Source organism: Corynebacterium massiliense DSM 45435, from assembly GCF_028609805.1.
Taxonomy (GTDB): Bacteria; Actinomycetota; Actinomycetes; order Mycobacteriales; family Mycobacteriaceae; genus Corynebacterium; species Corynebacterium massiliense.
The window spans coordinates 1,755,756-1,782,476 of record NZ_CP063189.1 but is presented as its reverse complement, the minus strand read 5'-3'; the positions used below and the strand labels follow the sequence as shown (position 1 = coordinate 1,782,476).

General features: G+C 66.9%; 16 protein-coding genes and 1 tRNA gene. 6 read left to right on the top strand and 11 right to left on the bottom strand.

Annotated elements, in window-relative coordinates; genetic code table 11:
• Positions 1-71: 71 nt before the first annotated feature.
• Both CMASS_RS08320 and acpS read left to right on the top strand, forming a co-directional pair.
• Entirely contained in the window at positions 72-9,176 is a 9,105-nt protein-coding gene (locus CMASS_RS08320; RefSeq protein WP_022863744.1) for a type I polyketide synthase, read from the top strand.
• 8 nt (positions 9,177-9,184) lie between these two features.
• Positions 9,185-9,601: a holo-ACP synthase AcpS gene (gene acpS / locus CMASS_RS08315; RefSeq protein WP_022863745.1), complete on the top strand. Its 417-nt coding sequence runs from the start codon at positions 9,185-9,187 to the stop codon at positions 9,599-9,601.
• Between the two features lie 3 nt (positions 9,602-9,604).
• Here the strand turns inward: acpS and bcp are convergent, their stop codons facing one another.
• Positions 9,605-10,084, bottom strand: coding sequence for a thioredoxin-dependent thiol peroxidase (bcp, locus tag CMASS_RS08310; protein WP_022863746.1), 480 nt, complete (start codon positions 10,082-10,084; stop codon positions 9,605-9,607).
• A gap of 161 nt (positions 10,085-10,245) precedes the next feature.
• On the opposite strand from bcp, the gene CMASS_RS08305 reads away from it, so the two are divergent.
• Together CMASS_RS08305 and CMASS_RS08300 are read left to right on the top strand one after the other, a co-directional pair.
• Positions 10,246-10,524 (top strand): DUF3618 domain-containing protein, encoded by a 279-nt coding sequence (locus tag CMASS_RS08305; protein WP_022863747.1) that lies wholly within the window; start codon positions 10,246-10,248, stop codon positions 10,522-10,524.
• A gap of 115 nt (positions 10,525-10,639) precedes the next feature.
• A complete protein-coding gene (locus CMASS_RS08300) occupies positions 10,640-11,902 on the top strand; it encodes a glutaminase (protein WP_022863748.1) in 1,263 nt (420 codons plus the stop codon).
• Between the two features lie 33 nt (positions 11,903-11,935).
• Here CMASS_RS08300 and CMASS_RS08295 read toward each other — a convergent pair whose 3' ends face one another.
• From CMASS_RS08295 to CMASS_RS08255, 9 genes are all read right to left on the bottom strand, one after another.
• Positions 11,936-12,409 (bottom strand): gluconokinase, encoded by a 474-nt coding sequence (locus CMASS_RS08295; RefSeq protein WP_027018823.1) that lies wholly within the window; start codon positions 12,407-12,409, stop codon positions 11,936-11,938.
• A 47-nt stretch (positions 12,410-12,456) separates the two neighbouring features.
• Positions 12,457-13,692: a D-mannonate dehydratase ManD gene (manD, locus tag CMASS_RS08290; protein WP_022863750.1), complete on the bottom strand. Its 1,236-nt coding sequence runs from the start codon at positions 13,690-13,692 to the stop codon at positions 12,457-12,459.
• Between the two features lie 58 nt (positions 13,693-13,750).
• Entirely contained in the window at positions 13,751-15,592 is a 1,842-nt protein-coding gene (uidA, locus tag CMASS_RS08285; RefSeq protein ID WP_022863751.1) for a beta-glucuronidase, read from the bottom strand.
• 67 nt (positions 15,593-15,659) lie between these two features.
• Positions 15,660-17,141 (bottom strand): glycoside-pentoside-hexuronide (GPH):cation symporter, encoded by a 1,482-nt coding sequence (locus tag CMASS_RS08280; RefSeq protein ID WP_022863752.1) that lies wholly within the window; start codon positions 17,139-17,141, stop codon positions 15,660-15,662.
• A 39-nt stretch (positions 17,142-17,180) separates the two neighbouring features.
• Entirely contained in the window at positions 17,181-18,638 is a 1,458-nt protein-coding gene (locus CMASS_RS08275; RefSeq protein ID WP_022863753.1) for a mannitol dehydrogenase family protein, read from the bottom strand.
• Positions 18,635-20,044, bottom strand: a complete 1,410-nt coding sequence (gene uxaC, locus CMASS_RS08270) for a glucuronate isomerase (protein ID WP_022863754.1) — start codon at positions 20,042-20,044, stop codon at positions 18,635-18,637. The genes CMASS_RS08275 and uxaC overlap by 4 nt, the downstream gene beginning before the upstream one ends.
• Before the next feature lie 96 nt (positions 20,045-20,140).
• Positions 20,141-21,214 (bottom strand): LacI family DNA-binding transcriptional regulator, encoded by a 1,074-nt coding sequence (locus CMASS_RS08265; RefSeq protein WP_022863755.1) that lies wholly within the window; start codon positions 21,212-21,214, stop codon positions 20,141-20,143.
• Positions 21,215-21,223: 9 nt separating this feature from the next.
• A complete protein-coding gene (locus CMASS_RS08260) occupies positions 21,224-21,802 on the bottom strand; it encodes an isochorismatase family protein (RefSeq protein WP_022863756.1) in 579 nt (192 codons plus the stop codon).
• A gap of 79 nt (positions 21,803-21,881) precedes the next feature.
• Positions 21,882-21,954, bottom strand: a tRNA-Lys gene (locus CMASS_RS08255).
• A gap of 261 nt (positions 21,955-22,215) precedes the next feature.
• On the opposite strand from CMASS_RS08255, the gene CMASS_RS08250 reads away from it, so the two are divergent.
• Positions 22,216-23,460 carry a L,D-transpeptidase gene (locus CMASS_RS08250; RefSeq protein ID WP_205617741.1) on the top strand — a complete coding sequence of 415 codons (1,245 nt, stop codon included), beginning with the start codon at positions 22,216-22,218 and terminating at the stop codon, positions 23,458-23,460.
• Between the two features lie 77 nt (positions 23,461-23,537).
• Here CMASS_RS08250 and CMASS_RS08245 read toward each other — a convergent pair whose 3' ends face one another.
• The gene (locus CMASS_RS08245; RefSeq protein ID WP_022863758.1) at positions 23,538-24,953 is read right to left on the bottom strand and encodes a lipase family protein; all 1,416 of its coding nucleotides are present in this window, start codon (positions 24,951-24,953) and stop codon (positions 23,538-23,540) included.
• 402 nt (positions 24,954-25,355) lie between these two features.
• On the opposite strand from CMASS_RS08245, the gene CMASS_RS08240 reads away from it, so the two are divergent.
• On the top strand, positions 25,356-26,705 hold the full coding sequence (locus CMASS_RS08240) for an IS256 family transposase (RefSeq protein WP_273665896.1): 1,350 nt from the start codon (positions 25,356-25,358) through the stop codon (positions 26,703-26,705).
• Positions 26,706-26,721: the final 16 nt, after the last annotated feature.

The following is a 26,721-nucleotide window of genomic DNA, read 5'->3' as shown; positions in this document are numbered from 1 at the left end:
GCCGAATCCCCACGATTGCCCGGCGCGTAAAATCAGCGTGAGCTTGTCGTCTGCAGGAGGTGGAAGCGACCATGGGACGCGCGGAATTCACCCGCCCCGGATTCATTCTCACGTTCGCCGGCCAGGGCAGCCACTGGCAGCCGGTGCTGCGCGAGTGGCTGGACCACCCCGACGGGGAGACGCTGCGCGCAGACATCCCCGCCGCAGACGGCATCCTGGGCGCGCTCGCCACCCAGCTCCCGTCACTAGAGCTGAGCACGGACGCCCCGACGCGCCCGGCGTATTCCACCCCGGGCATCCTCCTGGTGCAGCTCGCCACGTTAGATTCCCTCGCTGCCCAGGGCTTCCCGGTCGACACCGCGCGGGGGCACCTCGGCCACTCGCAGGGCGTGCTCGCCCAGGCAGCGGCCGCCGGGGAGCTCACCCGCCCGCAGGCGGTGGCGCTGGCCCGGCTTATCGGCGCGGCCATCGAGAAGGTGGCAAGCGTGACCGGCCTTCACACCACCCGCGACGGGGCGCCGATGCGCGCGGTTATGGGGTGTGCGCAGAAGGAGGTGGAGGGGGCCATCGCCAAGCAGGGCGGCGACGAGGTCTACCTGGGCCTTACAAACGCCCGCGACGAGCACATCCTTACCGGCACGCCCGCCGCGCTGAACCGGGTGGACCAGGCCCTCCCGGAGCACGCCACGGTGCAGCCGCTGCGTGTCGATGCCGCCTTCCACCATCCCGCCATGCGCCGCGCCGTGGACATGGTCGACCGCTGGGTCGGCCAGCTCAATAACCAGATCCCCGCGGCAACCGCCGCCCGCCTCGCCCGCGCGGTGCTCACCGATGTCATCGACTGGCCGCGGGCCCTGCGCGGTGCCGTGGCCGAGCACGACGCCGGGTGGGTGCTCGAAATCGGGCCGGGCACGCATCTGACCGTGATGAATGAGAAGGTGCTGGCTGGGCGCGGCGTCGGCACGCTGGCGGCGGGCACGCCAGACGGGCAGAACCTCCTTTTGACCCCCGGCGCGCAACCGCGCCAGCCCCGGCCGTGGGCAGCCCACACACCCCGCGTGGAGCACGGCCGGGTGATAACCCGCCTGACGGAGGTGACCGGCTACCCGCCGGTGTTGCTCGCCGGCATGACGCCGGGGACCGTGGACCCGGCTATCGTCGCCGCGGCCGCGAACGCGGGGTACTGGGCGGAGTTAGCCGGCGGCGGGCAGCACACGCTGGCCCAGCTGGAGGGCGCGCTGGCGACCCTGCACGACCAGCTCGATGACGGCGTGAATGCGCAGTTCAACGCGCTGTACCTCGACGCGAAGCGGTGGCGCGAGCAGATCACCGGCCCGCGCGGCATCGTTTACCAGCGGCGGGCGGGCGCGCCGATTAATGGCGTGGTGGTCTCCGCGGGGATCCCGCCGCGCGAGGAGGCCATCGAGCTGGTTCGCCGGCTTAAGGCCGCCGCGATCCCGTGGGTGGCGTTCAAGCCGGGGACCGCCCGCCACGTGGAGACGGTGCTCGCGCTTGCCGATGCCCTGCCCAACCAGCCCCTCATCCTCCAGCTGGAGGGCGGCCAGGCCGGCGGCCACCACTCGTGGCAGGGGCTGGAAGACACGCTTGCTGAGACGTACGGCGCCATCCGCGCCCGCGACAACGTGCTGCTCGTGGTGGGCGGGGGCATCGGAACACCGGAGCGCGCCGCCGAGTTCCTCACCGGCACGTGGGCAGAAGATTTCGACCTGCCGGCCGCGCCTGTCGATGGCGTGCTCATCGGCACCGCCGCCCTCACCGCCCGGGAATCGACCGCCTCGCCGGCGGTGAAACAGGCGTTGGTGGACACGCCGGGCACCAGCGAGTGGATCGCGCCGGGCACCGCGGCCGGCGGGGTGTCGGCTGGGCGTTCGCAGTTCGGCGCGGACCTCTACGAACTGGACAACGCCTGGGGTCGGGCCGGCCGGCTGCTCGGGCGGGTCACCCGGCGCGCGGCGGACGGGGACGCGGACGCGATTGACCGCGCCCGCGACGAGATCATCGCCGCGCTGGCGGAGACCGCGAAGCCGTACTTCGGCGACATTGCGGACATGACGTACGCGGGGTGGCTGCGCCGCTACGTGGAGCTGTCGTTTTTCGGTGCGGGCGACGGCGACGTGGGCGAGCGCGTCCTGCACCCCTGGGTCGATGAGAGCTGGGCGGCGCGCTTTGTCGCGATGCTTGCCCGCACCGAGGCGCGCCTGACCGACCGCGACGACGGCGAATTCCCGCTGCGCGTGGCTGGGCGAGTGGATGCGGCGCGGGACCCGGAGGGGGCCATCGCCACGCTGGTGCAGGCCTACCCGGCGGCCGCGGAATGCACCGTGCACCCGGCCGATAGGCACTGGTTCATTGAGCTCGTGCGCGGCGGCGACGGCGCCGGGAAGCCGCCGGGGTTCGTGCCGGTTATCGATGCTGACGTCCACGCCTGGTGGCGCCGCGATTCCCTGTGGCAGGCCCACGACCCGCGGTACGGCGCCGACGCGGTGTGCGCCATCCCGGGCCCGGTCGCGGTGGGCGGGGTGACCCGCGTGGACGAGCCGGTGGCCGATATTCTGCGGCGGTTCGAGGACGCCGCGGCGGCGCGGCTCGCGGGCGTGAAGGAGGCTTCCCACCGCAGCGAGGACGCGCGCTGCGAAGGGGAGCGCCCCAGCGATGTCGTGCGCCGCGCCCCGGTGCTTGAGTGGGCTGGCCGCCCGCGCGTCAACCCCGTGCACGCGGGGTCCGCGGCCGTCGTCGACGCCGCACACAGCGCAGATGCCGAGTCGGGCGCAGCCGCCGCGCTGCACCTTCCCGCCGCGGGGCCGACAGGGGAGCTCAACGGCGCGCCCGTGTCGGTCCCCGTCCACGTCGATACCGCGCTGCCCGCCGCGCGCCCACCGCGGGTGAGCCGTGAGGCGGCCCTGAGCGCGATGCGCGAGTGGGCCCGCCGCGCCGCCGGGGGAGTGCTGCCGGAAGTACGGGGCACCGATCGGGTCGCCGAGTGGACGGCCACGGTGGGCCCGGAGTGCGTTACCGCCCACGCGCTGGCCGTAACGGGTGCGGCCACGCGTGTCGATGCCCTCGTCGGCCTCGCCTGGCCCGCCATCTACGCGGTGCTCGCGGATCGCGAGGACCTCGTCGTCGATCTCCCAGACTTGCTGCACGCGGAGCACCGCATCGACGTCGCCGACAGCGACCTGGGCGCGTTCGATGACGACACGCACGACGTGACCGCCACCGCGAGGATCCGCGCGGTGGAGGCGGACGCGGCAGCGCGCCGGGTGACCGTCGCGGTGTCGATGCGCGCAGCTGCATCCGGCCGGCATCGCGAGCTGGCGCGCCTCGAGGAGGTCTTCGTACTGCCCGGACGCGGTGGGACGCCCACCCGCGGGGACGAGTCGGCAAGCGGGGACGCGCTGGCAAGCGACGCGTCGTACACGGCGAAGCCGCGCAGCTTCGTGCACCGCGCGACCGTCCGCGCCCCGCGTGACATGCGCGAGTTCGCCCTCGCCACCGGCGACATGAACCCGCTGCATCTGGCCGATCCTGGCGCGATCGTGCACGGCATGTGGACCTCGGCGGCGGCGCAATCGGTGGTGCAGGAGGCCACGCAAGAGGCCGCTCCGGCAGCCGTGCGCGACTGGTACGCCACCTTCCTCGCGCCCGTGCACCCCGGCGATGATGTCACCGTGACCGTCGAGCGCGTCGGCGTCGATCCGCGCCCCGGCTGTGGCGCGGTGCTTTCCGCCCACGCCACCGTGGCGGGCGAGCCAGTCCTGGAAGCGACCGCGACTCTAAGCGCCCCGGTCACCTTCTACGCCTTCCCGGGCCAGGGCATCCAGCACCGCGGGATGGGGATGGGGGCTTTCGGGGCATCGGCAAGCGCCCGCGCCGTGTGGGAACGCGCCGACCGGCACACGAGGGACCAGCTGGGCTTTTCCGTGCTGCACATCGTGCGGGCGAACCCGCGCCGAGTGCGCGTGGCCAGCGAGGACTTCACCCACCCGGACGGGGTGGTCAACCTCACCCAGTTCACGCAGGTGGCCATGGCCGTGCTCGCCTACGCGCAGGTCGAACAGCTGCGGGAGGAGGGCGTGCTGGAGGAGACCGCGTACTTCGCCGGCCACTCTGTGGGCGAGTACACCGCGCTCGCCGCCTTCGCCGGGGTGCTCAGCCTCGAGGCGGTCATCGACGTGGTCTACCGCCGTGGGCTTACCATGTACCGCCTGGTCAGCCGCGACGCGGACGGAAACTCCGCCTATGCGATGGCCGCGCTGCGCCCGCACAAAATGGCACCCCCGCCTGCCGATGCCGCCGCCTTCGTCGCCCACGTCGCCGACGCGTCCGGTGAGTTCTTAGAGGTGGTCAACCACAACGTCGCCGGCCGGCAGTACGCCGTGGCGGGCACGCGCGCCGGGATCGCGGCGCTGGAGGCTGCCGCGCACGCGGGGGCTGCGCGTGCCGATGCCGTCGTGCGCATTCCCGGCCTCGACGTGCCGTTCCACAGCTCCCGCCTGGTGGGCGGCGTGGACGATTTCCGCGCACACCTAGAAGAGCTCATTCCCACCGACGTGCCCGCCACGCGGCTGGTGGGGCGCTACATCCCGAACCTTGTGGCGCGGCCATTCGCGCTGGACGACGACTTCCTCGCCGCCGTGGAAGGGGTCGTCGATTCGCCCGTCATCGCGAAGCTGCGCCGGCAGCGGGCAGACGGCACGGCGCTTTCCGATGCCTCCCTCGCCCGCACCCTGCTCATCGAGCTGCTGGCCTGGCAGTTCGCCTCGCCGGTGCGCTGGATTGAAACGCAGGAGCTCATCCTGGGGCAACTTGGGGTGGAGCGTTTTATCGAGGTGGGCGTGGCCCAGTCGCCGACGCTTGCGAACATGCTGGGCCAGACCCTGAGCGCCCGCGGCAACGCACCGGACGGGCTCGAGGTGCTCAACGTCGAGCGTGACGCCGAGCGGGTTTTCGCCACCGACGTGGTGGAGGCGCCGGATACAGCGCCGGACGACGCGCCGAACGCGGTGCCGGAAGACGCACCGGACGCGGTCCCGGGCCAGGTTCCCGACGCAGCGTCCGATAAAGCCCCGCAAGAAGCGCCCGCGGAGTTGCCCGCGCCGGCCGACGGAGTTGCGGATCGCCCCGCGGATCGGCCTGCGGATAATCCGCTGTCTGTCGACATCGCGCTGCACCTGCTCGCCGCGGTGTGGACCGACGTGCGCCCGGATCAGATTGCGGCAACCGACAGCATCGAAACGCTGGTTGACGGCGTCTCGTCGCGCCGCAACCAGCTGCTTCTCGATGTGTGGCACGAGTTCGGCATCCCCGCCATCGACGGCGCGGCCGACCTGTCGCTGGCCGAGCTCGCGGAGGCAATCGCCGCGCGCGCAACCGGGTACCGCACCTTCGGGCCGGTACTGCGCGCGACCACTGCGGCAACGCTCGCGGGGATTTCCGGCCCGGCGGGCAAGAAGCCGGGGGAGGCGGCCCAGCGCGTCACCGGCGCATGGGAGCTCGGCGGCGGCTGGGCCGATCGGGTCATTGCCGAACTTACCGCCGGCACCCGCGCGGGTTCCTCCGTCCGCGGCGGGCAGCTGGCCACGCTCGCGCCTGCGAACCCCGCGTCCGCTGCGGAACTGGGCCAGCTCATCGACGCCGCCGTCGAGGCCGCCGGCGAGCGCGCCGGAGTGGCCATCCCGCGCCCGCGCCGGGAATCGTCGGGGGAGATGGGCCAGGTGGGCATCGGTAAGCAACAGCTGGCCAGTGCTGTCGGCTACCTCGCCGACGCGATGCACACCGCCGTCGAGGCCGGGGCGGAAGAGCTCGCGGCGAAGCTGGCGGTGGAACGGCCGGGCCGGGGCCGGTTCGACGGCGACGCGCGAGCCCAGCACGAGCCGGTCGCGGAACCGGACGCTGGGGCCGAGACCGAGGCGGATGCCGACAGCGATGCGCAGGTGGCCGCCGCCGCACGCCGTGAGCTGGGAAGCGACTGGATGCGGCGGGTGGAGCCCATCTTTGACCAGCAGAAAGTGGTGGTCTTCGACGATAGGTGGGCCTCGGCGCGCGAGGACCTCGTCCGGCTGGCGGAGGGCTGCGGCCGGACCGGCCGCGAACGCGATCCCGATGGGCACGATCGTGAGGTGGGGTCGTTCGTCGCACTCGGTGAGGACGTGGCCGCCATGGCCGAGTACCTCGCGGGCGGCGCTGGCCTTCCGGTGGCAGAGGCGCACGCGCTTGCCGATGCCGCCCGCCGCCACCCCACAGACCTCCCCTTCGATGGATGCACCGCGGTGGTTACGGGCGCGTCGCCGAATTCGATTGCCGCGGCCGTGGTCGCGGAGCTGCTTGCGGGCGGTGCGCGGGTCATCGCGACGACCTCGCGCTGGGACGCGGGCCGACTGCCGGGAGCGCGCCGCGGATTCTACCGCGAGCTGTACCGCCGTCACGCGGCGGGCCGGGCGAGCCTCGAGGTGGTGCCGGGGAATCTCTCATCCTTCGCCGACGTCGACGCGCTCGCCGGCTGGCTGGATGCGCGAGGGGAATCGTGCTGGGCGCTGTTCCCCTTCGCCGCCCCGCCGGTGGCGGGCACCCTCGCGGACGCCGGGTCGGGCGCCGAGGCGCAGATGCGGGTGTTGGTGTGGTCGGTGGAGCGGCTCATCGCCAAGCTGGCGCGGGCCGGGGCCGACGCGCACGTGGGGGAGCGGCTGCACGTGGTGCTGCCGGGCTCGCCCAACCGCGGCCTGTTCGGCGGCGACGGCGCCTACGGTGAGGCGAAGGCCGCCTTCGACGCGCTGGTGGCGCGCTGGGCGGCGGAACCGGACTGGGCGGGGCGCGTGGCACTGGTGCACGCCCACATCGGCTGGGTGCGCGGCACCGGGTTGATGGGCGCCAACGACGACCTGGTGGGCGCCGCGCGTCGCGCCGGGATTGCGGTGAGCGAGCCTGCCGAGACCGCCAGCCGCCTGGTGGGCTACCTCGCGGACGCGGATAACCGGGCGCGGATGGCGCAGCACCCGCAGACGCTGGATCTCACCGGCGGGTTGCGCGCCGGGGTGAGCCTGCGCGAGCTGCGCGCGGAGGCGGGCTCGGCGGGAGATGCGGAGCAGGCGGGCGCGGAGCAGGCGCAAGAACCGACCGCGCGGGCGTTGCCGAGCATTGACGATGGCCCACTCACCCGCGACGTCGCCACCGCCGAGGCGGCCGCGGAATTCACCCTGGCCGGCGGCGCGGACGCGCGGCAGGTGCTCGCGGACATGGTCGTCATCGTCGGCGGCGGCGAGCTCGGCGCGTGCGGTTCGTCGCGAACGCGCTGGCAGGTGGAATCGACAGGCGACCTCACCGCCGCGGGGGTCATCGAGCTCGCGTGGTCGATGGGGCTCATCCACTTCGACAGCGACCGCGGCTGGATCGCCACCACCGGGGAGGGCGATGCGCAGCCCATCGCCGAAAAGGACATCGCGGCCCGTTTCCACGACGAGGTGCTCGCGCGCAGCGGCGTGCGGCGCTTTACCGAGGACTTCGGTCCGGTCGCGCCGATGGTGGACAACCTCGCCCCAGAGCTTTCCACGGTGTACCTCGACCGCGATATGACTTTCGAGGTCGCCGACGAGGCCGCCGCCCGCGAGTTCGCCGCGGCGGACCCGCGCGTGCGTATCGCCCCGGCTAAGGCGGGCGAGACCGGCTGGCAAGTCACCCGGCCGAAGGGGTCGGCGGTGCGCGTGCCCAAGCGCGTGACCATGTCCCGCGTCGTTGGCGGCGCCATCCCCGACGGCTTCGACCCGGGTGTCTACGGCATTCCGCCCGAGATGCTTAACAACGTCGACCGGGCGGCGGTGTGGAACCTGGTGTGCACGGTCGAGGCGTTCGTTTCCGCCGGGTCCACTCCGGGTGAGCTGCTGCGCTGTGTGCACCCTGCGCAGGTGGCGTCCACCCAGGGCACCGGCATGGGCGGGGTGGAATCGCTTAGGGCGCTCTACGTCAACGGGCTGCTCGGTGAGGCGCGGCAGAACGAGGTGTTACAGGAAACCCTGCCGAACATCATTGCCGCGCACGTCATGCAGGACTACGTGGGCGGCTACGGCGCACAGCACAACCCGGTCGGGGCGTGCGCGACGGCGGCGGTGTCGGTGGAGCAGGCCAGCGATCTGCTGCGGCTTCGCAAGGCCGACTTCGTCGTGGCCGGGGCGGTCGATGACCTCAATGCGGAGACCATCACCGGTTTCGGCGACATGGGGGCCACCGCCGATTCGGGCGAGCTGGCCGCCCGGGGAATCGAGGAGCGGTACTACTCCCGCCCGAACGATCGCCGCCGCGCCGGCTTCGTCGATGCCGCCGGCGGGGGAACCGTGCTGCTCACGCGTGGCGATGTCGCCGCCGACCTCGGTCTGCCCGTCACCGCCGTGGTGGGCTTTGCCGGATCGTTCGCCGACGGCCTGCACGCGTCCGTCCCCGCCCCCGGGCGGGGGCTGCTCGCCGCGGCGCGGGGAGGCGCAGCCCGCGGAGGGGATGCATCGCCACTCGCGCGCGGGCTGGCGCAGCTGGGCGTGGGGCCGAACGACATCGCGGTGGTGTCCAAACACGACACCTCCACGCCGGTCAACGACCCGCACGAATCGGAGCTGCACGAGGACATCGCCGCCGCGCTCGGCAGGGACGCCGGCAACCCGCTGTGCGTGGTCTCGCAGAAAGCGCTAACCGGGCACGCCAAGGGCGGCGCGGCCGCCTTCCAGGTGCAGGGGCTGTCGCAAATCCTGGCCACCGGCATCATCCCGCCGAACCGCAGCTTGGACTGCGTCGATCCCGAGCTGCGCCGCTTTCCCCACCTGACGTGGCTGCGTAGGCCGCTAGAGCGGGGTGGCGCGGGAGTGATCAAGTGTGGCCTGATTTCCTCCCTGGGCTTCGGCCACATCTCCGCGCTGCTCGCCCTGGTCCACCCGGCGGCGTTCCGGGCGGCGCTCGCCGCCGCGCGCGGAGAGTCTGCGGCCGAAAAGTGGGCGCAGCGGGCCACCGACCGCCAGCGCGCCGGGGCGCGGCGCCGCCGCGAGGCGATGTACGGCGGGCCGCCGCTTTACCGCCGCCCGCGGGCCACCGAGACCGCCGACGGCCCCGAGCGGGCGGCTGCGGAGAAGGCCATGCTTCTCGATGCCCCCTCGACCAGCACCCCGAACGAGCCATGACCCGGCGTATGACGATCGGCACGGACCTCGTCCACGTCCCCGGCTTCGCCGAGCAGTTGGCGCGGCCGGGCACGCGGTTTGCGGAGGTCTTTTCCGCCACCGAGCGCCGCGTGGCCGACGCTTACCCGGAGGGTGCGCGCCGCGCGGAGCACCTGGCTGGGCGCTGGGCCGTGAAAGAGGCCTTCCTCAAGGCGTGGTCACAGGCGCGCTACGGAGCGCCACCGGTGCTCACGGGTACGGAGGTGGTGTGGCGGGACATCGACACGCGCCCGGACGCGTGGGGCAGGATTGCCCTGCACGTAAGTGGGGTGGTGCGGCAGGCGGTGGACCGCAGCCTGGGCGATGGCTGGGGCGCGGAAGTTTCGGTCAGCCACGACGGCGACTACGCGCTGGCCACCTGCCTGCTTACTTTCGATGCCCAGTAAGTATTAGGCGTCGACGCCCATGTCGCGCAGGATGCGCGCGACGTGGCCGGTGGCCTTGACGTTGTACTTGGTCAGGCCGATGGTGCCGTCCGGCTCCACGAGGAAGGTGGACCGGATAACCCCCTGGGTGACCTTGCCGTAGTTCTTCTTCTCGCCGAAGGCGCCGTAGGCGGTCATGACTTCCTTGTCCGGATCGGACAAAAGCGGGAAGTTGAGCTCGTGATCCTCGCGGAACTTCGCCAACTTTTCCGGCTTGTCCGGCGAGATGCCCACCACGTCGATGTCCTGGCCATTGAGCTGCTCGAGGGAGTCGCGGAAATCGCAGGCCTCCTTCGTGCAGCCCGGCGTGTTGGCGCGGGGGTAGAAGTAGACCACCACGCGGCGGCCGGCGAAATCACCCAGCGAAACGGTCTCACCGGAATCGCTGGTCAGGGAGAAATCGGGGGCCTTGTCGCCTTCGTTCAAACGATTGGAATCAGTCATGCGGCCCACAGTACTTCACCGGCAGCGGGAGGAAGCATCGGTCACGCGCGGCCCAGCCTGGGGGAGCCCCTCCTGCACGAAGGTGGCACGTTAGACTACTGTTGTCGTTGTTTACGCGGACTTTTACTGTCCCCATTTAGTCGATGAAGCAGGAGCGAAAAGTGGCACGCAACATTGAGGATATCGAGCGCGACATCGAGCGCACCCGTCGTCAGCTGGCCGGCACCCTGGACGAGCTGGCCGACCGCAGCCAGCCGAAGAACCTGGCGGATAACGCGAAGTCTGCTGCGACCGACAAGCTGCAGGATGAAAACGTGCAGAAGATCCTCGCCGGCGTGGCCGTGGTCGTCGTCGGCGGCATCGCATTCGCCGTCTTCCGCAACCGCCGTCGCTCCAACGACATCAAGGAGCTCAAGCGCATCCTGGCTACCCGCAAGTAGCCGGCTCGCGCTGATTTCCACCTAGATTCAACTGGAACCTCCGCCCAGGCCCTCTCTTCCGCGAGGAAGGGTCCGCGGCGGGGGTCATTTTCGTAGGCAGGTACGCCCCCTCATCATGGACTCTCCGATCCCCGATTACCTGGAGCAAATCCTCAGCAACGTGTGGGATGACACCGACGGCGAAGTCGCCGACTACATCCCGGAGCTCGCCGAGACGGACCCGAGCTACCTCGGCGCCGCGCTGTGCACGACCACCGGCCACCTGTACTCGACGGGCGATTGCACCGTGCCCTTTTCCATCCAGTCCATCTCTAAGCCGTTCGTCTACGCGCTCGCACTGGAGGAGTATGGCCTGGACAAGGTGCGCGAAATCGTGGGCATGGAGCCGTCCGGGGAGGCGTTCAACGAGCTTTCGCTCAACCGCTACGACAACCGGCCGGTCAACCCGATGATCAACGCCGGCGCGATCGCGGTGACCCAGCTCATTAACGGCGTGGACTCCTCGGTGGAAGACCGCGTCGAATGCATCCGCGCGTACTTTTCGCAGATGGCGGGCCGCGAGCTGCGCATCGTGGAAAGCGTGTGCGAGTCCGAGCTGGGCAGCACCGACCGCAACTACTCGCTGGCGCACATGCTGCGCAACTACGACATCATCAGCGACGAGGCGCACGACGCGGTAGCCACCTACGTCAACCAGTGCGCCATCGAGGTCACCACGGAAGACCTCGCGGTGATGGCGGCGACGCTGGCCAACGGCGGCAAGCAGCCGGTTACCCGCGAGAAGATTTTGAGCACCCAGGTCTGCCGCCAGACGCTGGCGGTGATGAGCTCAGCCGGCATGTACGACGGCGCGGGCCGCTGGATGGCGGCGGTGGGCATCCCCGCCAAGTCGGGCGTGTCCGGCGGGCTCATCGGCTGCCTGCCGGGCCAGCTCGGCGTGGCCACCTACTCGCCGCGGCTGAACGAGGAAGGCAACTCGGTGCGCGGCGTGCGCGCCTTCGAGCTGCTTAGCAACGACATGGGCCTGCACCTGATGTCCACCGAGGACCGCTACAACGTCCACTCCATCCGCAACGTGGAAGACACCGCGGATGCGACCGTCATCCACCTGCAGGGCGTGCTCAACTTCAACGCCGCCGAGAGCATCCTCTACCAGCTCGCCGATTACGAGTGGGACAGGCGCCGCGTGGTTCTCGATGTCTCCCGCGTCACCGAGACCAATCGCATGGGCTGGAAGATGATGAAGGAGGGCCTGCGCCGCCTGCGCGAGGCCGGCAAAGACATCGCCGTCGTCGACCCGGATGACAACCTCACAAACCGCACGCTGTCCGACGGCACTGAGGTCCCCGTCCGCGACGAGGACCCGGCAGAAAACTAATCCCCGCTGGCGCGGCACTATGCCGCGCCAGCGCTAGTGCTGCTCCAACCACCGGGCGGCGGTGCCCGCCACCACGTCCGGCGCGGCGTCGATGTCCACGACCGTGCCGGCCTCGTCGTCCCCCAGCGGCTCGAGCGTGGCCAGCTGCGAGTCCAGCAGGGAGGCGGGCATGAAGTGCCCGTCGCGCTCGTGCATGCGCTTTTCCAGCACCTCGCGGGAGCCGTGCACGTGGATGAACACGGTGTCCGGCGCGGCGGAGCGGATGAGATCGCGGTAGCTGCGCTTGAGCGCACTGCAGCCGATAATGCCGCCGGCGGGGCGCTCGCCTAACCACTCGGAGACGAGGGCAAGCCAGGGCCAGCGGTCGGCATCGTCAAGCGCATGCCCAGCCGCCATCTTGGCGATGTTCGCCTGCGGGTGCAGGTCATCGCCGTCCCGGTAGGGCAGGCCGAGTTTTTCGCCGAGCAGCGTGCCGATGGTCGTCTTCCCCGCCCCCGACACACCCATGACCACGATGTGCTGCGGGCGGGACTGCAGTGCGGAATAGTCGTGGTTTACCAATTGTGGACCGTCCCGTCCGCCAGGCGGTTGTACGGCAGGTACGCCTGCTCGTACGGGAACTTCTCGGCCACCTCCGGGTGGAAGGTGACGCCCAGGCCCGGGGCGTCGCTCGGGTGGAGCAGGCCGTTTTCGAAGGTCATGGACGTCTCGAAGACCTCCAAGGTCTCGTCGGAGTGGGTCATGTACTCCTGCGCGCCGTAGTTGTGGATGTTGATGTCCAGGTGCAGCTCGGCGGCGAAACCGATGGGGGAGACGTCCGTCGGGCCGTGGAAGCCGGACTTGATCTGGTACGGCTCGGCTTGGGTCATGACCTTCTTCAGCGGGGTGATGCCGCCGAAGTGGGTGGTCGCGCAGCGCACGTAGTCGATGAGCTGGTTGTCGATGAGGTCCTTGATGTCGTAGACGGTGTTGAAGACCTCGCCGATGGCAATCGGCGTGGTGGAGTGCTGGCGGATAATCCGCAGGTTCTCCTGGTTCTCACCTAAGGTGACGTCCTCCAACCAGAACAGGTTGTACGGCTCTAGGTCCTTGGCAAACTGGGCGGCCTCGCGCGGGGTGAGGCGGTTGTGCCCGTCGTGCAGCAGCGGCAGCTCCGGGCCGAACTCGTTGCGCACCGCCTCGAAGACCTTGGGCACGTGGCGCATGTAGGCGGCCGAGTCCCAGTCCTCTTCCACCGGCCAGTCGCCGCGGTTGGCCGGCTCGAAGTCGTAGCGCTGGCCCGTGGACTGTTCCTGGTCCGCGACGCCGTAGAGCTTGTCGATGCCCGGCACCGACGTCTGCACGCGAATCATGGTGTAGCCGAGCTCCATCTCGTAGCGGATGGAGTCGAAGAGGCTTTCCAGGTCCGTGCCGGACGCGTGGCCGTAGGCGCGGGCGCCGACGCGGGATGCACCGCCGAGCAGCTGGTAGACCGGCATGTTCGCCATCTTGCCCTTGATGTCCCACAGCGCCATGTCCACCGCGGCGATGGCCGCCATGGTCACCGGGCCGCGGCGCCAGTACGCGGAGCGGTAGAGGAACTGCCAGGTGTCCTCGATGTTCTGGGCGTCGCGGCCGACGAGCAGCTGGCAGACGTGCTCTTTCAGGTAGGCGGCCACGGCGAGCTCGCGGCCGTTGAGCGTCGCGTCGCCCACGCCGACCACGCCGTCATCCGTGGTGACCTGCAGCGTGACAAAGTTGCGCGAGGTGGAAAAGACGAAGACCTCGGCTTTGGTGATTTTCGCGGACATGGTGGGTGAGGTTACCTTTCTGGTGTTTAAGGGTGGTAAATGACTGATCCGGGGCTTTTTAGGTGTGGTCGCGGAGCCGCGGGTTGCGCTGGCCGCGCAGGGCTTCCGGCTTGGTGGTCCACCGCTTTTGCAGATAGCGGGCGGCGGCCTTCGGGCGGCGGTCGCGCGTGAACGCGCCCTTCTTGTTGCCGTCAACGCGGGCGTAGCCGAACTTGGTCTGGAAGTCGGCGAAGTTCCACATCTGCTCGCCGACCACCGCCTCCGAGGAGTCGAAGACGCGGGCGCACATTTCCAGGTAGGCGACCTGAAAATCCTCGGTGAAGGCGGTGTCGTACACCGAATGCAGGCCGGCGACCGTGTCCGCACCGAACTCGGTGTAGATGACGGGTTTGCCGTTTCCGGCCCACTCGTCGAGTTCGGCGCGCATGGCGTGTTCCGCCGTGGTTAGGTCGCCGCTCATGAGGTACCAGCCGAAGTAGCGGTTGAGCAGGATGGCATCGAAGAGGTCGTTAATTTTGTCTTCGTGCGGGGGAGCGAACATGACGTTCGCGTAGCCAACGGGCCGAGACGGATCGCAGTCGCGGGTGAGATCGACGAGGGGCTCGAAGTACCCGCGGGCACGGTCCGCGGCGCTGTCGGGCTCGTTCGCGATGACCCACATCACCACTGCGGGGCGGTTCTTATCGCGGGAGATAAGGCCTTCGATTTCTCGGCGGTGCTGCGCCTGAGTAGAGGCATCAACGTGCCCGTCCTCGAAGGTCTCACCACCGTCTGAATCGAGGATCCCGCCCGCCATGGACCAGTTGAGCCCCACAGCCGGGGTCTCGTCCAGAACCACGATGCCGTTGCGGTCGCAGTAGTCCATAAATTCTTCGGAATACGGGTAGTGACTGGTGCGCAGCGAGTTGGCGCCAATCCAGTTGAGCAGCTCGAAGTCCTGGACCATGTGCGGGTTGCTGTGGCCCTTGCCCAAAGTGTTGTGGTCTTCGTGCATTCCGAAGCCAGTGAAGTAGAACGGTTCACCGTTGATGAGGAAATCGGTGCCGCGGATTTCCACCGTGCGGACACCAAAGTGCTGGGCGTACTCATCAAGCACTTCACCATCGTTGGAGACCACCGTTATCACGAGGTCGTAGAGACCGCCCACTCCAGGGGTCCACACCACGGGGTTATCGATGACGACCGAGGAATCCGCCCCGCGACCTTCCGCAACGGCTTCGCCGGTGTGCTGGTCGACGATGGACACACGAATTTCATCACCTGCTGCCACCGCCGGCTCGGAGAGCTCGATGCGCCAGTTGACTGTGGCACTGTTCTCGTCGTGGGTGGTGGAGATAGTGACATCGTCCACGTGGCGCGGGCTGCGCGTGACGAGGTTCACGCTGCGGTGCAAGCCGGTGTAGTTGTATAAGTCGTGCAAATAGCCCTGCACGCGGCGGCCATCCGGCAGCACCTTGACCTCTCCCGGTGGAATGCACGAATTGTCCAGCCGGTTGTCCACGCGGACGGTCAAGAGGAACTCTTCCCCGGCGGTGACGTGGTCGGTGACGTCGAACTCGAAGGGGAGGTAACCACCTTTGAACGAACCGACGTGCTTGCCATTGATCCACACCGCGGCGTGGTGGGTCGCCGAGCCGAAATGCAGGGCGGTCTCCTGGTCCTTCCACGTCTTTGGAACACGAACGCGGCGCTGGTACCACCAGTAGCCCACATGGTCGCGAGTTTCGGAGTCTGCGAACTGATCGTTGACGGATGCCGGAACGGCAATTTCAACCGGGTGGGGGAGACCGCTTGTGGTCAGCTCGGCCGGGTCGAGGTCGTTATTCCAGTCGACCGCGAAATGCCAGATTCCGTCTAGACTGCGGGAATCGCGCGTGGCGGTCATCTGCGGCTTCAGCAAGGCGGGTCCTTTCTCAGCGAAGCGAGAGGAGAGGAAAATTGAATCGTTGGCAGGGAGGTACCTGCGCTTAAGGGGCAGGTGTTGTGGTGTTCCCAGCGAGTTCGGTGCCGAGGGCGTTTTCGGGGTGTCCACCATCGGCGCGCCCGGAGATCGTCTGCCCCTGCTGGCGGCGGGAGTTGATGGCCTGCATGATTTCCTGGAACTTTTCCTCCGTCAGCGGGTAGGTGAGCATGATGAGGCCGGCACCCAAGAAGCACGCCCCAGCGAAGACGGCAAACCAAAGCCCCATCGAATTGATGGTGTCACTGGACTGCCCAGCGTGGCCGGCCGCCTGGTCGTAGCTGGCAAGAGCCAAGGTCCACGAAGCGATAGCCATGCCCACACCCTGGCCAACCTTGCGGGTGAAAGAGAAAGCGGCGTAGGTGGCGCCCTCGGTGCGGATACCAGTCTTTAGCTCGCCGTACTCGGCCGTGTCAGCCTCGAGGGCCCACGTCATGGTGTTAAGCACGGCCATCGAAGCGCCGGTGATGAACAGACCCAGCAGGCCTACCCACAGGTTGGCCAGCAGCGAGTTTCCGATCCAGAAGATGAGAAGCCCGGCAGCCGCCACAGCAGAGGCGACCGCGAAGCCATTGCGCTTGCCCAGGTGGCGGGTCACCATGGGGCCGAACGGTCCCGTATACAGCACAGCGCCGGTGGTGATCACCATGATGGCGCTGGTGAGCCAGTTGCCGTCACTGAGACGTCCAAGCATGTCGATACCCAGGTATGCGCCCATCGCGGAGACAACGTTCTGACCGGTGAGGTAGAACAGCGAGGAACCGCACAGGCGCACCAGCGGACCGTTGTTTTTCACCGTCTCGATGGTGTCGCGCAGTGATACCTTTTCCACCTCGCGGTAGACCACCTCCTTCGAGGTGAAGAACGTGATGGCGAAGAAGATCGAGCCCACGACGAAGAACGCGACCGAGGTCACCAGGAAGGTGTGCTGCAGGTTGTTGGCAGACTTAATAGCCGGGGCCAGGAAGAGGGATAGAACCAAGATGGTGAAGCCGGAACCGACCATGCGTGCACTAGCCATGCGGGAGCGGTCGACCGGGTCTTGGCTCATCGCGCCAGCCAGCGAGCCGTAGGGGATGTTGACCAGGGAGTACAAAAGCCCCATGAGTGCATAGGTCGCGGCTGCCCAGCCGACCTTCTTCCAGTAGTCGTCGAATGGGGCCCAGAAACACAGGAGGTTACTGGCCAAAAGTGGCACGGCGTACCACAGAAGGAACGGGCGGAACTTGCCCCAGCGGGTCATGGTGCGATCCACCATGCGCCCAGCAAAAATGTCGGCGAACGCATCCCAGATCTTGATGAACAGGAAAATCGCGCCGGAGTGCTCAGGGCGGATGCCCACGACGTCGGTGTAGAAGACGAGCAGGAATAGACCGGTCATCTGGAACGCGATGTTGCATCCAGCATCGCCGAAACCGTAGCCGATGATGCGGCTAAACGGCAGGTGCGTAGTCGTCGCCTTTTCGGCGGATGTCAACGCGGCAGTCATAGTAAAACGCTTCTTTCCCTCGGCGTAAGCCGAGACGTTCTAGCGGAGGTGGGAAGAAATCTCTTCCGTGAGTTCGCGGATAAGCTCGACCGCTGACCGGTCGGTGCCCAGGCCCTCGTCGAGGGTGGAAACCAGTGCGGCGACGGGCGCGGAGCTTTGCCGGGCCCGGTTGAGCACGTCGGCGCGGGAGTCCGCGATGTCTTCGGAGCCGCCGTTGCGCAACAGGAAGGCAATCCAGGCGGCGATGGAGAACGCGGCGGCCTTGCCGTCGCGCCCCGCGCGGCGCTCCGCCTTCATAATCGGCACGGCGCGCATGCGCTGCTTGGTACCGCCGTCGATGCCGATCTGGGCGAGGTTGTGGCGGATGCGCGGGTTGTTGAACCGCTCCAGGAGCGCTTCGCGGTAGCCCGGCACGTCGAGGCCGTCGGCGGTGAGGTGGTGGGCAGCCTCGTCCCAGAGGGCCTCCACGTGGGCGCGGATGCCCTCGTCCGCGATGGCGTCGGCCACCGTCTCGTGGCCGCGCAGCTGCCCGTAGTACGCCATGAGCGAGTGCGACCCGTTGAGCAGCCACAGCTTGCGGCGCTCGAACTGCTCGATGTCGTCGACGAACTCGGCGCCGGCGGTCTCCCAGGCGGGGCGGCCGGCGGGGAAGTCGCCGGAGATGACCCACGAGGCAAACGGCTCGGCCACCACCGGGGCGTTATCCGCGTACCCGGTCTCTGCCGTGACCTCCTCAATGAGCTCATCGGTCGTCGCCGGCGTGATGCGGTCGATGGAGGTCGATGGGAAGGTGACGGTGCGCTCGATCCACTCGGCAAGTTCCGGGTCAACGGCGCGGGCCGTGCCCAGTACTGCCGCGCGGGTCATTTCGCCGTTGCCGGCGACGTTGTCGCAGCTCATCACGGCGATCCCGCGGACGGAACCAGACCCGTCGGAGTCCGCGTCAGCCGCGCCCGCGCGGCGCGCCGCGAGCCCGGCGACGATGCGGCCGGCAGCAGTATCTAGCGAGTCCGGCGTGCCCGGAGTGCCCGGAGTGCCAGGCGCGTCCGATGCGCCCGACGCGTGCGCGGCGCGCAGTGCCTTCACGTCGGCGACCACGTCGGCATCGTTCATGTCGAGCGTGCCGCTGTCCGTGAGGTGGTAGCCAGCCTCGGTGACTGTGAGGGTGACCATCGCGACGTCCGGGCCAGCCATCAGTTCCACGAGGCGCGCGAGGTTATCGGCCGGCTGTGCTTCCGACAGCGCGGTGATGAGCTCGGTGGAGTCGCCGTCGTCGGCGCGGGTGACCAGGGTGTACAGCCCGTCCTGCGGGGCGAGCGCCTCCGCCAGCTTTGGCCCGCGGCCAGTAAACGAGGCGTAGCCCCACTCATTGCCGTCTTCCGCGTGCTGGGTGTACCAAACCTGGTGAGCGCGGTGGAAGGCACCGAGGCCTAGGTGAACGAGGCGGATGGGGGCTGCCGGGGCATCGGCAGTCGTGCGGTTTAGCTCCTTGCTCATAGCTTGAACACCCTCCTCGGGGACGCGTCGATGAGATCCACGATGGCGTCGGCGGCGCGGTCTTCGGAGATGCGGTGCTCGGCCACCAGTCGGGCGAGGTAACCGGCCTCGACGCGGCGTGCGGTGTTGTGGCGCACTGGGATGGAGCAGTAGGCGCGGGTGTCATCGATAAACCCGGAGTAGCGGGAGAAACCGGTCGTGCCCGTCGTGGACGCGCGGAAACGGGCGATCGCGTCGACCTCGTCGATGAACCACCACGGCGCACCGACGTAGACCGACGGGTAGTAGCCGGCCATCGGCGCGAGCTCGCGGGAGAACGTCGTCTCGTCGATGGTGAACAGCACTAGGTGGAAGTCGGGGTTCTCGCCGAAGTCGCTGAGCAGCGGCTGCAGCCCGTTGATGAAGTCCATCTGGAACGGGATGTCGTGGCCGGTGTCCGGGCCGTACTTCTCCAGTGCGCTGCGGGAGCTGTTGCGCCACACACCCGGGTGGATGGTCATGGTCAGACCGTCCTCGGTGGCCATCTCCGCGAACCGGTAGGTCATATTGCCCTCGAAGGCGTAGGCCTCCTCGCGGGTTGCCTCGCCCCGCAGGCCCTTGTGCAGGATGCGGTCGGCCTCGGCATCGTCAAGCGGGTGCGCCCAGGCGTCGTGGGTGCCGTGATCGGAACTGGTCGCGCCGTGGTCAATGAAATACTGGCGGCGGTTGCGCATGGCCTCCAGGTAGCCAGCGAAACCGGTCTTGCCGTCGCCGGCCGTATCGATGAGCCGAGTGACGTTCTCTGCAAAGCCGGGGTTGTACATCTTCGTGTACGCGTCCGGGCGGAACGTGGGCAGCACCCGCGGCGAAAACGACGGGTCGGCCGCGAGCTTCGCGTGCGCTTCCAAGTCATCGAGCGGATCGTCGGTGGTGGCCAGGACCTCCAGCCCGAAGGAGTCGGCCAGCGCGCGGGGGCGGAAGTCCGGCTGCGCGAGCACCGACTGTAGCTCGTCGTAGACCGCGTCGGCCTCCTCGGCGTTCAGGCGGCCCGGGTCGATGCTGAAGACGTGTGCGAATTCCTGCTCCAGCCAGTAGCCGGACGCGGTGCCGGCATACAGCGACCAGTTCTCGCAGAAGATGCGCCACGCCTCGCGCGGTGACGTGCCCTCGGTGCTGCCGACGCGCAGGTCAGATAGCGGGATGCCCGCCGAATGCAGCACGCGCGTGACGTAGTGATCCGGGCTGATGATGAGTTCTGTCGGATCGGGGAACGCGGCGTCATCGACGAACATCTGCGCGTCCAGGTGCCCATGCGGGGAGATGATCGGCAGATCCTCCACGTGGTTGAGCAGGCGCCTGGCGATGTCCCGCGTCGTCGGATCGACCGGCAGCAACCGGTCCGGATGGTATGCGTGTGACTCCGTCATACCGAGAATTGTCACCGCCCCGGGTAGTGTGACTCAAAAAGTTGCCAAAAGTTGCAGTGAGCTACTTCTCACTGTCGTGTTGTTCAGGGCGGTGGGTTAACGCCGCCGCGTCGACTCCCGCTCGATGACTCGCGTGGGGAGGATGCGCGGTTTTACCATGTGGCTGCGCTGCCCGGTGACCAGCGCCATGGCGTTGGCGGCGGCGACGCGCCCGACGGTGCGCAGGGGGCCGGCGACGGTGGTCAGTGATGGCTGCACGATGGTGCACAGCTCGGTGTTGTCGAAGCCGACGACGGCGACATCGTCAGGCACGGCCACGCCCTCCTTCTGCGCCTGCTGCATGAACCCGACGGCGACCAAGTCGTTGAAGCAGACAACCGCGTCGGTGGGGCTTTTCGCCCACCGCGCAAACGCGCGCCGCCCGCCCAGGGTGTCGGGGGAGTCGGCGCGGAAGTGCGCGATGCTCACGTGGTGCAGCGGGTCCGTCACCGCCCGCGCGCGGGTATCGGGGCGGGAGTCGTGGTCGGGGTGGCCGACGGCATCGAAAAGCCCCCGCAGGCGGGTGGCGTCGGCCCAGGACTTTTCCGGGCCGGCGATGTACGTCAGCGACCGCGCCCCCATGTCCGCGAGCAGGCGCGTGGCCTTCAGCGCGCCGTCGTAGTTATCGATGAGTACGCTGGGCACACCGGGCACCGGCCGGTTGACCACGACGGTGGGCACGCGGCGGGCGAGCTTGGCGATGTCACTGTTGTCCAGCCGTGCCGAGGCCAACAGCAACCCGTCGATGCGCGGGATGATCGACTCGGCGGCGGAAACGGAACGGCCGGCGACCTCGTGGACGTTGGCCACGACAATCTGGAAGTTACCTACCCGGGCGGCGTGCTCGGCGCCTTGGACGATCTCCAAAAAGAACGGGTTGGCGATGTCCGCGACGATAATCCCCAGGTTCTTCGTCCGGTGCGCGCCAGGGGTTGGCTCGTGGCGGGTGGCCAGCTCCCGCTTGTAGCCCAACCGGTCCGCCGCCTGGCGGACCTTCTCCGCCGTGGCAAAACTCACCCTGTCGGGCCGGCTCAGCGCGCGCGAGACGGTCGAGCCCGACACCCCTGCCGCCGCGGCGACGTCATAGATGGTCACCCGGGAAGGTGAGGGATCGTCGGCGCGCGCAGTCATGTAGAGACACTATGCCACGGCCGCGCCGGCGCGCTCCATTTCCTTGAGCGCTTCTTTGCCGCCTTCCTCGTCCACCGCCGCACACAGCTCCGGCAGGATGCGGACGGCGAACCCCTCGTTCAGCGCGCTCAGCACGGTGGCGCGCACGCAGTAGTCCGTGGCGATGCCGCACACGTCCAGCGTGTCGATGCCCTCCGCCCGCAGGAACTCCGCCAGCCCGCGCCTCGCGGCGCTTACAGGCTGGGCCACGGTGCCATCGAAGCCCGAGTAGCCGTCGTCGTACTGGCCCTTGTGCACCAGCGTGTCGATGCGCGCCGGGTCCAGTGGCTCCCGCAGCGCCGCGCCTGCGGAATCGGCCACGCAGTGCACCGGCCACGAGGTCTGAAAATCCGGATCGTCGGCGAAGTGCGTGCCTGGGTCGATGTGCCAGTCTTGCGTGGCGATGACGCGGGTGTAGTCGTGGGTGCGGGAGGCATCGGCAAGCAGGGCGGCGATGCGTTGGGTCGCGACGTCACCGCCGGCAGTGGCCATGGAGCCGCCGGGGCAGAAGTCGTTTTGCACGTCGACGATGAGGAGGGCTGTAGTCATACCCGGTTAGTGTATGGGGCGCACATACAAAAATCCCCGGAAAGTGCGCTTTTGTTTCGCACCTCCCGGGGAGGGATTGTGCGCCATCAGGGACTTGAACCCCGAACCCACTGATTAAGAGTCAGTTGCTCTGCCAATTGAGCTAATGGCGCTTTGTTGCCTTCCGGCTTCTGTGTGCCGTGCTGTGCAACGGAAAGTAACTTTAACAGCGTATGTGCAACATGCAAAATCGCCAGGTGGATGCACGTTTTTAGGGGGTAGGAAGGGGTGTATAACTACCCGGTGTGAACCGGTCTGCAACACTTCGGTTTCAGTTTCGTTGGCGAAGGCGTCGCAGATGGAGTTGGTGCGGTTTGCGCGATACTCTGTATGGAACGTTTTACCCATTCCCGCGTGCTTTAAAAGGTTTAGGATTGACTCGTTTCGTTTTGCGGCCACGACGCATCGCGGCCGGTGTAACCGCATTTTCTGCTGCCCTGGTGCTGGCATCGTGCACCATTCCAACCGACGGGGATGACTCGGCGGGCAACGACACCCATCACGCATCCGCCGGCCCCGACGGTAAGGACGGCAAGGCCGGAAAGGATGGCTCCGCGGAAGGCGAGAAGAAGCCGGAGAAGAAGACCCCGCCGAAGGTGTCGGTGAAAGACGGTGCCGACAACGTCGACCCGTCCAAGCCGGTGACGGTCACGGACGACGACAAACTCGCCGAGGTCACCATGACCAACGAAAACGGCAAGGTGGTCGAGGAGAAGCTGTCGGCGGACGGCAAGGAATGGACCACCGCTGAGGAGCTGGGCTACAACCACACCTACACCGTCACTGCGAAGGACGAGAAGGGCGCGAAGACCACCACCTCGTTTACGACCCCGCAGGCTGCCGCCGTCACGCAGGTGGCCCTCAGCCCCCTGGAGAACTCCACCGTGGGCGTGGGGCAGACCATCAACATCAACTTCGGCCAGCCGATCCCGGACCGGAAGAAAGCCGAAGAGCTCATCACCGTGGATACCGACCCAGGGGTAGAGGGCGCGTTTTACTGGGTGAACAACCAGGAGGTGCGCTGGCGGCCCGCGGAGTACTGGGAGCCGGGCACCAAGGTGAAGGTCAAGGTGAAGCAGTACGGCAAGTCGCTCGGCGGCGGCGTGTGGGGCGGCGAGGACGCCTCCAACGAGTTCACCATCGGCGACCGCGTGGTCAGCATCATCGACAACAACACCAAGATGATGAACGTGTGGAAGAACCAGAAGCTGGTCCGCCAGATCCCGGTGTCCATGGGCGTGGACGGCAAGTGGGACACCCCGAACGGCCGCTACATCATCGGCGACATGCACGAGTCGATCGTCATGGACTCCGAGACCTTCGGTCTCGCGCACGACGCCGGCGGTTACCGCACCACGGTCAACTACGCCACGCAGATGTCTTACAACGGCATCTACATCCACGCCGCACCGTGGTCAATCTGGGCGCAGGGCAACACGAACACCTCGCACGGCTGCATCAACGTCACGCCGGAGGCCGCCCAGTGGTTCCAGGAATTCTCCAAGCGCGGCGACATCGTCAAGGTGGAAAACACCTACGGCGACACCCTGCCCGGCACGGACGGCCTAGGGGATTGGAATATCCCGTGGGAGACGTGGAAGAAGGGCAACGTCGGCTAACAGTATCTAAGGAAAAGGTGCCGACGGGGCGTGAGACTCTCGCCGGCACCTTTCAGAAATTCAGACTGACCTGACCGTTAAATTCCGGTGAAATCCCGAACGGCGGCGCTTCCCTGTGGGAGTTCCTGTTCCCCTTCAGGGCCCTTCGGGGAGACGTCCACATGCGGGAGATCGTTGCCCGGAGCAATGCTGCCGCAGTTGTTCGGTGCTGGTTTACCATCGAAGCGATCTTTCAGCCACAGGCTGGCAGTTGGGTACCAGACAGCAAACGCTGCGGTGTGGGGGAGCGGATACTCCTCGTACTGAACAGGGTTTCCGGCGTCGCAGATCTTGTGGGCCACGGTGCGGACGTCCCCGGCAACCATGACACCATCGCCGCCGCCAACCTCAGGGTTGGGTTGTGTGCCGTCGAGCTCGCCTTTGGTTGCCTGCCCAATAAAGAACGGAACCTCAGGATCTGGGGCTTGCCCCAGGTTAATCTTGTTGACCACGTCTACCAGTTCAGGAATCGAGGTCGGATCTTTGTATTCCGGCTTCACCAGCGAGGCCCACGTGATTCCGCCGTAACCGCCGGTAATTTCGGAAATCGACGCGTTTTGAATCTCTGAGGTAATGCGGCGACCGTAGTCGGACAGGTACGGATCCAGATCGATGCCATAGGACTTGGACAAGCCGACGATGGTCATCGGCAAAATACCGGCCCAGCTGAGTGACCCGTCGAGGTACTTGATGTTGTGCAGTCCGTTAACGAGCAGGCCGCCGGTCGCCGCACCAACCAGCTTTTCGTTGATTTCCGGAGCGTATTCCGGGGCGAGCTGGGCCGCCCAGTTCGTGGCGATAGCTCCGCCTGAGTAACCGAGAAGGCCGATCTTCGTGTTATCTCCAAGCCCGGTGGACGGCTCGGCCAACGCAGCGCGAAGAGCGTCCAAGGTGGTGGTGCCGTACTCAGGGCCAGCTGCGAAGTGAGCATCCTGCCCCTCGATGTCGGTAATGGCAACTGTAGTGCCATTAGCCAGGAAGCCGGCTACCGTAGCAGTCTCGGCGGAGCTTGCAATCGTGCCCAGGGCAACATCGCCTTGGATTGCTCGGGATGGGCTGTGGCTGGGATCGAGGGAATCGTAGACGGAGTGGAAAGAAACAAGTCGATCGTTCTGGGGAACCGGCGGCTTGACCACAGAAGTGACACCGTGTGTCGGCTCCCCCTGAGCATTGGTGGTGCGGAACTTAATCTGCACGACGTCGACGGGGCCTGAGAAGCCGAAAGCGTGGTAGGGGAGGTGGCGGGTTTCGATGATCTGCCCCGGTGTGAGGTCGGAGAAGTTACCACCATCAAAGAAGTCTGAACCACCCTGGATGACTGCGGATCCACCGAGCGGTGCGCCATCGTGCGGCCCGATAACGCTGGAGCCTGGGTCAGCAATTGCGTAGGTGGTCGAGGTTGCCGCGAAGACCGGAGCCAAAATCGCGGAGAGGAAGAGCCGGCGTTTCTTCATCTGGGAACGTCCTGTCTAGTTGAGGGATGACAAATTCTGCTGCTCAAGGGATTCTCAAGCAATAGACAGGTGCATTTTAGCTTGCTTTGGAACTTATTGTGCTCATTGAGCATAAATATGAGAGGATCTCAAAAATTCGCTCGGGCCGGACGCAAAAAGGCGCCTACCGAGAACGAAACCTCGGCAGACGCCTAACTGTCAACGATGTCGCGACAGCTTTGTCAACTATGACGCGACACAGGACAAATGGGGTGGCTGACGGTGTCTGAAGTCATGACATAGTTTACAAATCTGTTCTGGGGAAACGTCACTGACAGTTGACAGGTGTGTCGGGAAATCCTTTACAGAGGGTGTCAGGAAGTTTGTGTGTGAGGCTCTGATCTAGAAGGAGTTTCACCGATAATGACTACGGTGTCACCGAAGAAAAACCATGACCCGGCAAAGGTCAATGAGATCAGCGAGAAGCTGATGGAAAATCCTGAGCTCGCCAGCTTGATCAGCGAGCTGTCGGCTTCCGCTGATGATGCAAGCGAGCTGGTCAAAGGCCTGCTACAGGCATCAATCAACGCTGGTCTGCAGGCGGAGATGGATGCGCATTTGGGCTATAGCCATTCTGACCGCAAGACCAAAGCCCAAGTCGAATCCGCACAGGGCAACAATCACCGCAATGGGTCGTACACCAAGACCGTCAATTCTGGCTACGGCGCGGTGGAAGTGACCGTGCCCAGGGACCGTGCCGGCACCTTTACTCCCCGGATGGTGCCCAAGGGCGCACGCCGACTCACAGAACTCGACGACATGATCGTCTCGCTATACGCCGGCGGGATGACAGTGCGCGATATCCAGCATCACCTCGCGACCACGCTCGGGGTGGATATGAGCCCGGATACGATCAGCACCATTACCGATGCGGTGTTAGACGAGGTCATGATCTGGCAAAACCGCCAGCTCGACGAGTTCTACCCGGTGATCTTCCTCGACGCGCTACGCGTGAAAATCCGTGACGGCCACCGCGTGGTCAACAAGTCCTGCTATATGGCGGTTGGCGTCGACATGGACGGCATCAAGCACATCCTGGGATTGTGGATCGCTGAAAATGAAGGTGCCGCATTCTGGGCATCGGTCTGCGCGGATCTGGCCAACCGCGGTGTCCAGGACGTGTTCATTGTCTGCTGCGACGGGCTCAAAGGCCTGCCGGAAGCCGTGGAAGCCACCTGGCCGAATTCCATGGTGCAGACCTGTATCGTGCACCTGATTCGGGCTGCGAACCGGTGGGTGTCCTACCAAGACCGCAAAGGGGTCTCCCGGGCGCTGCGTGAGGTCTACACGGCCGCAAACGAGGACACCGCCCGTGCCGCCTTGGATGCGTTCGAAGCCAGTGAACTGGGCCGGAAATACCCGCAATCGGTCAAAGTCTGGCGCGACGCTTGGGAGCGGTTCGTGCCGTTTCTACAGTTCCCGCCGGCGGCACGCCGGGTGCTCTACACCACCAATTCGATCGAGTCGCTGAATGCTGAACTGCGTAAAGCTACCCGTAACCGCGGCCAGTTCCCGAACGATACCGCGGCGTTGAAAACGCTGTGGCTGATGATCTGCAACATCGAAGACAAGCGCGCCGCCCAGCGAGCCAAGAAAGCGAAGCGCGATATCGAATGCAACGGCTATATTGAAGGAGCGAAAGCCACCGGGTGGAAACAAGCCATCAACCAACTAGCCGTGGCTTACCCCGACCGATTCGCGGACTACTTGTAAACCAAACCCCCGCACA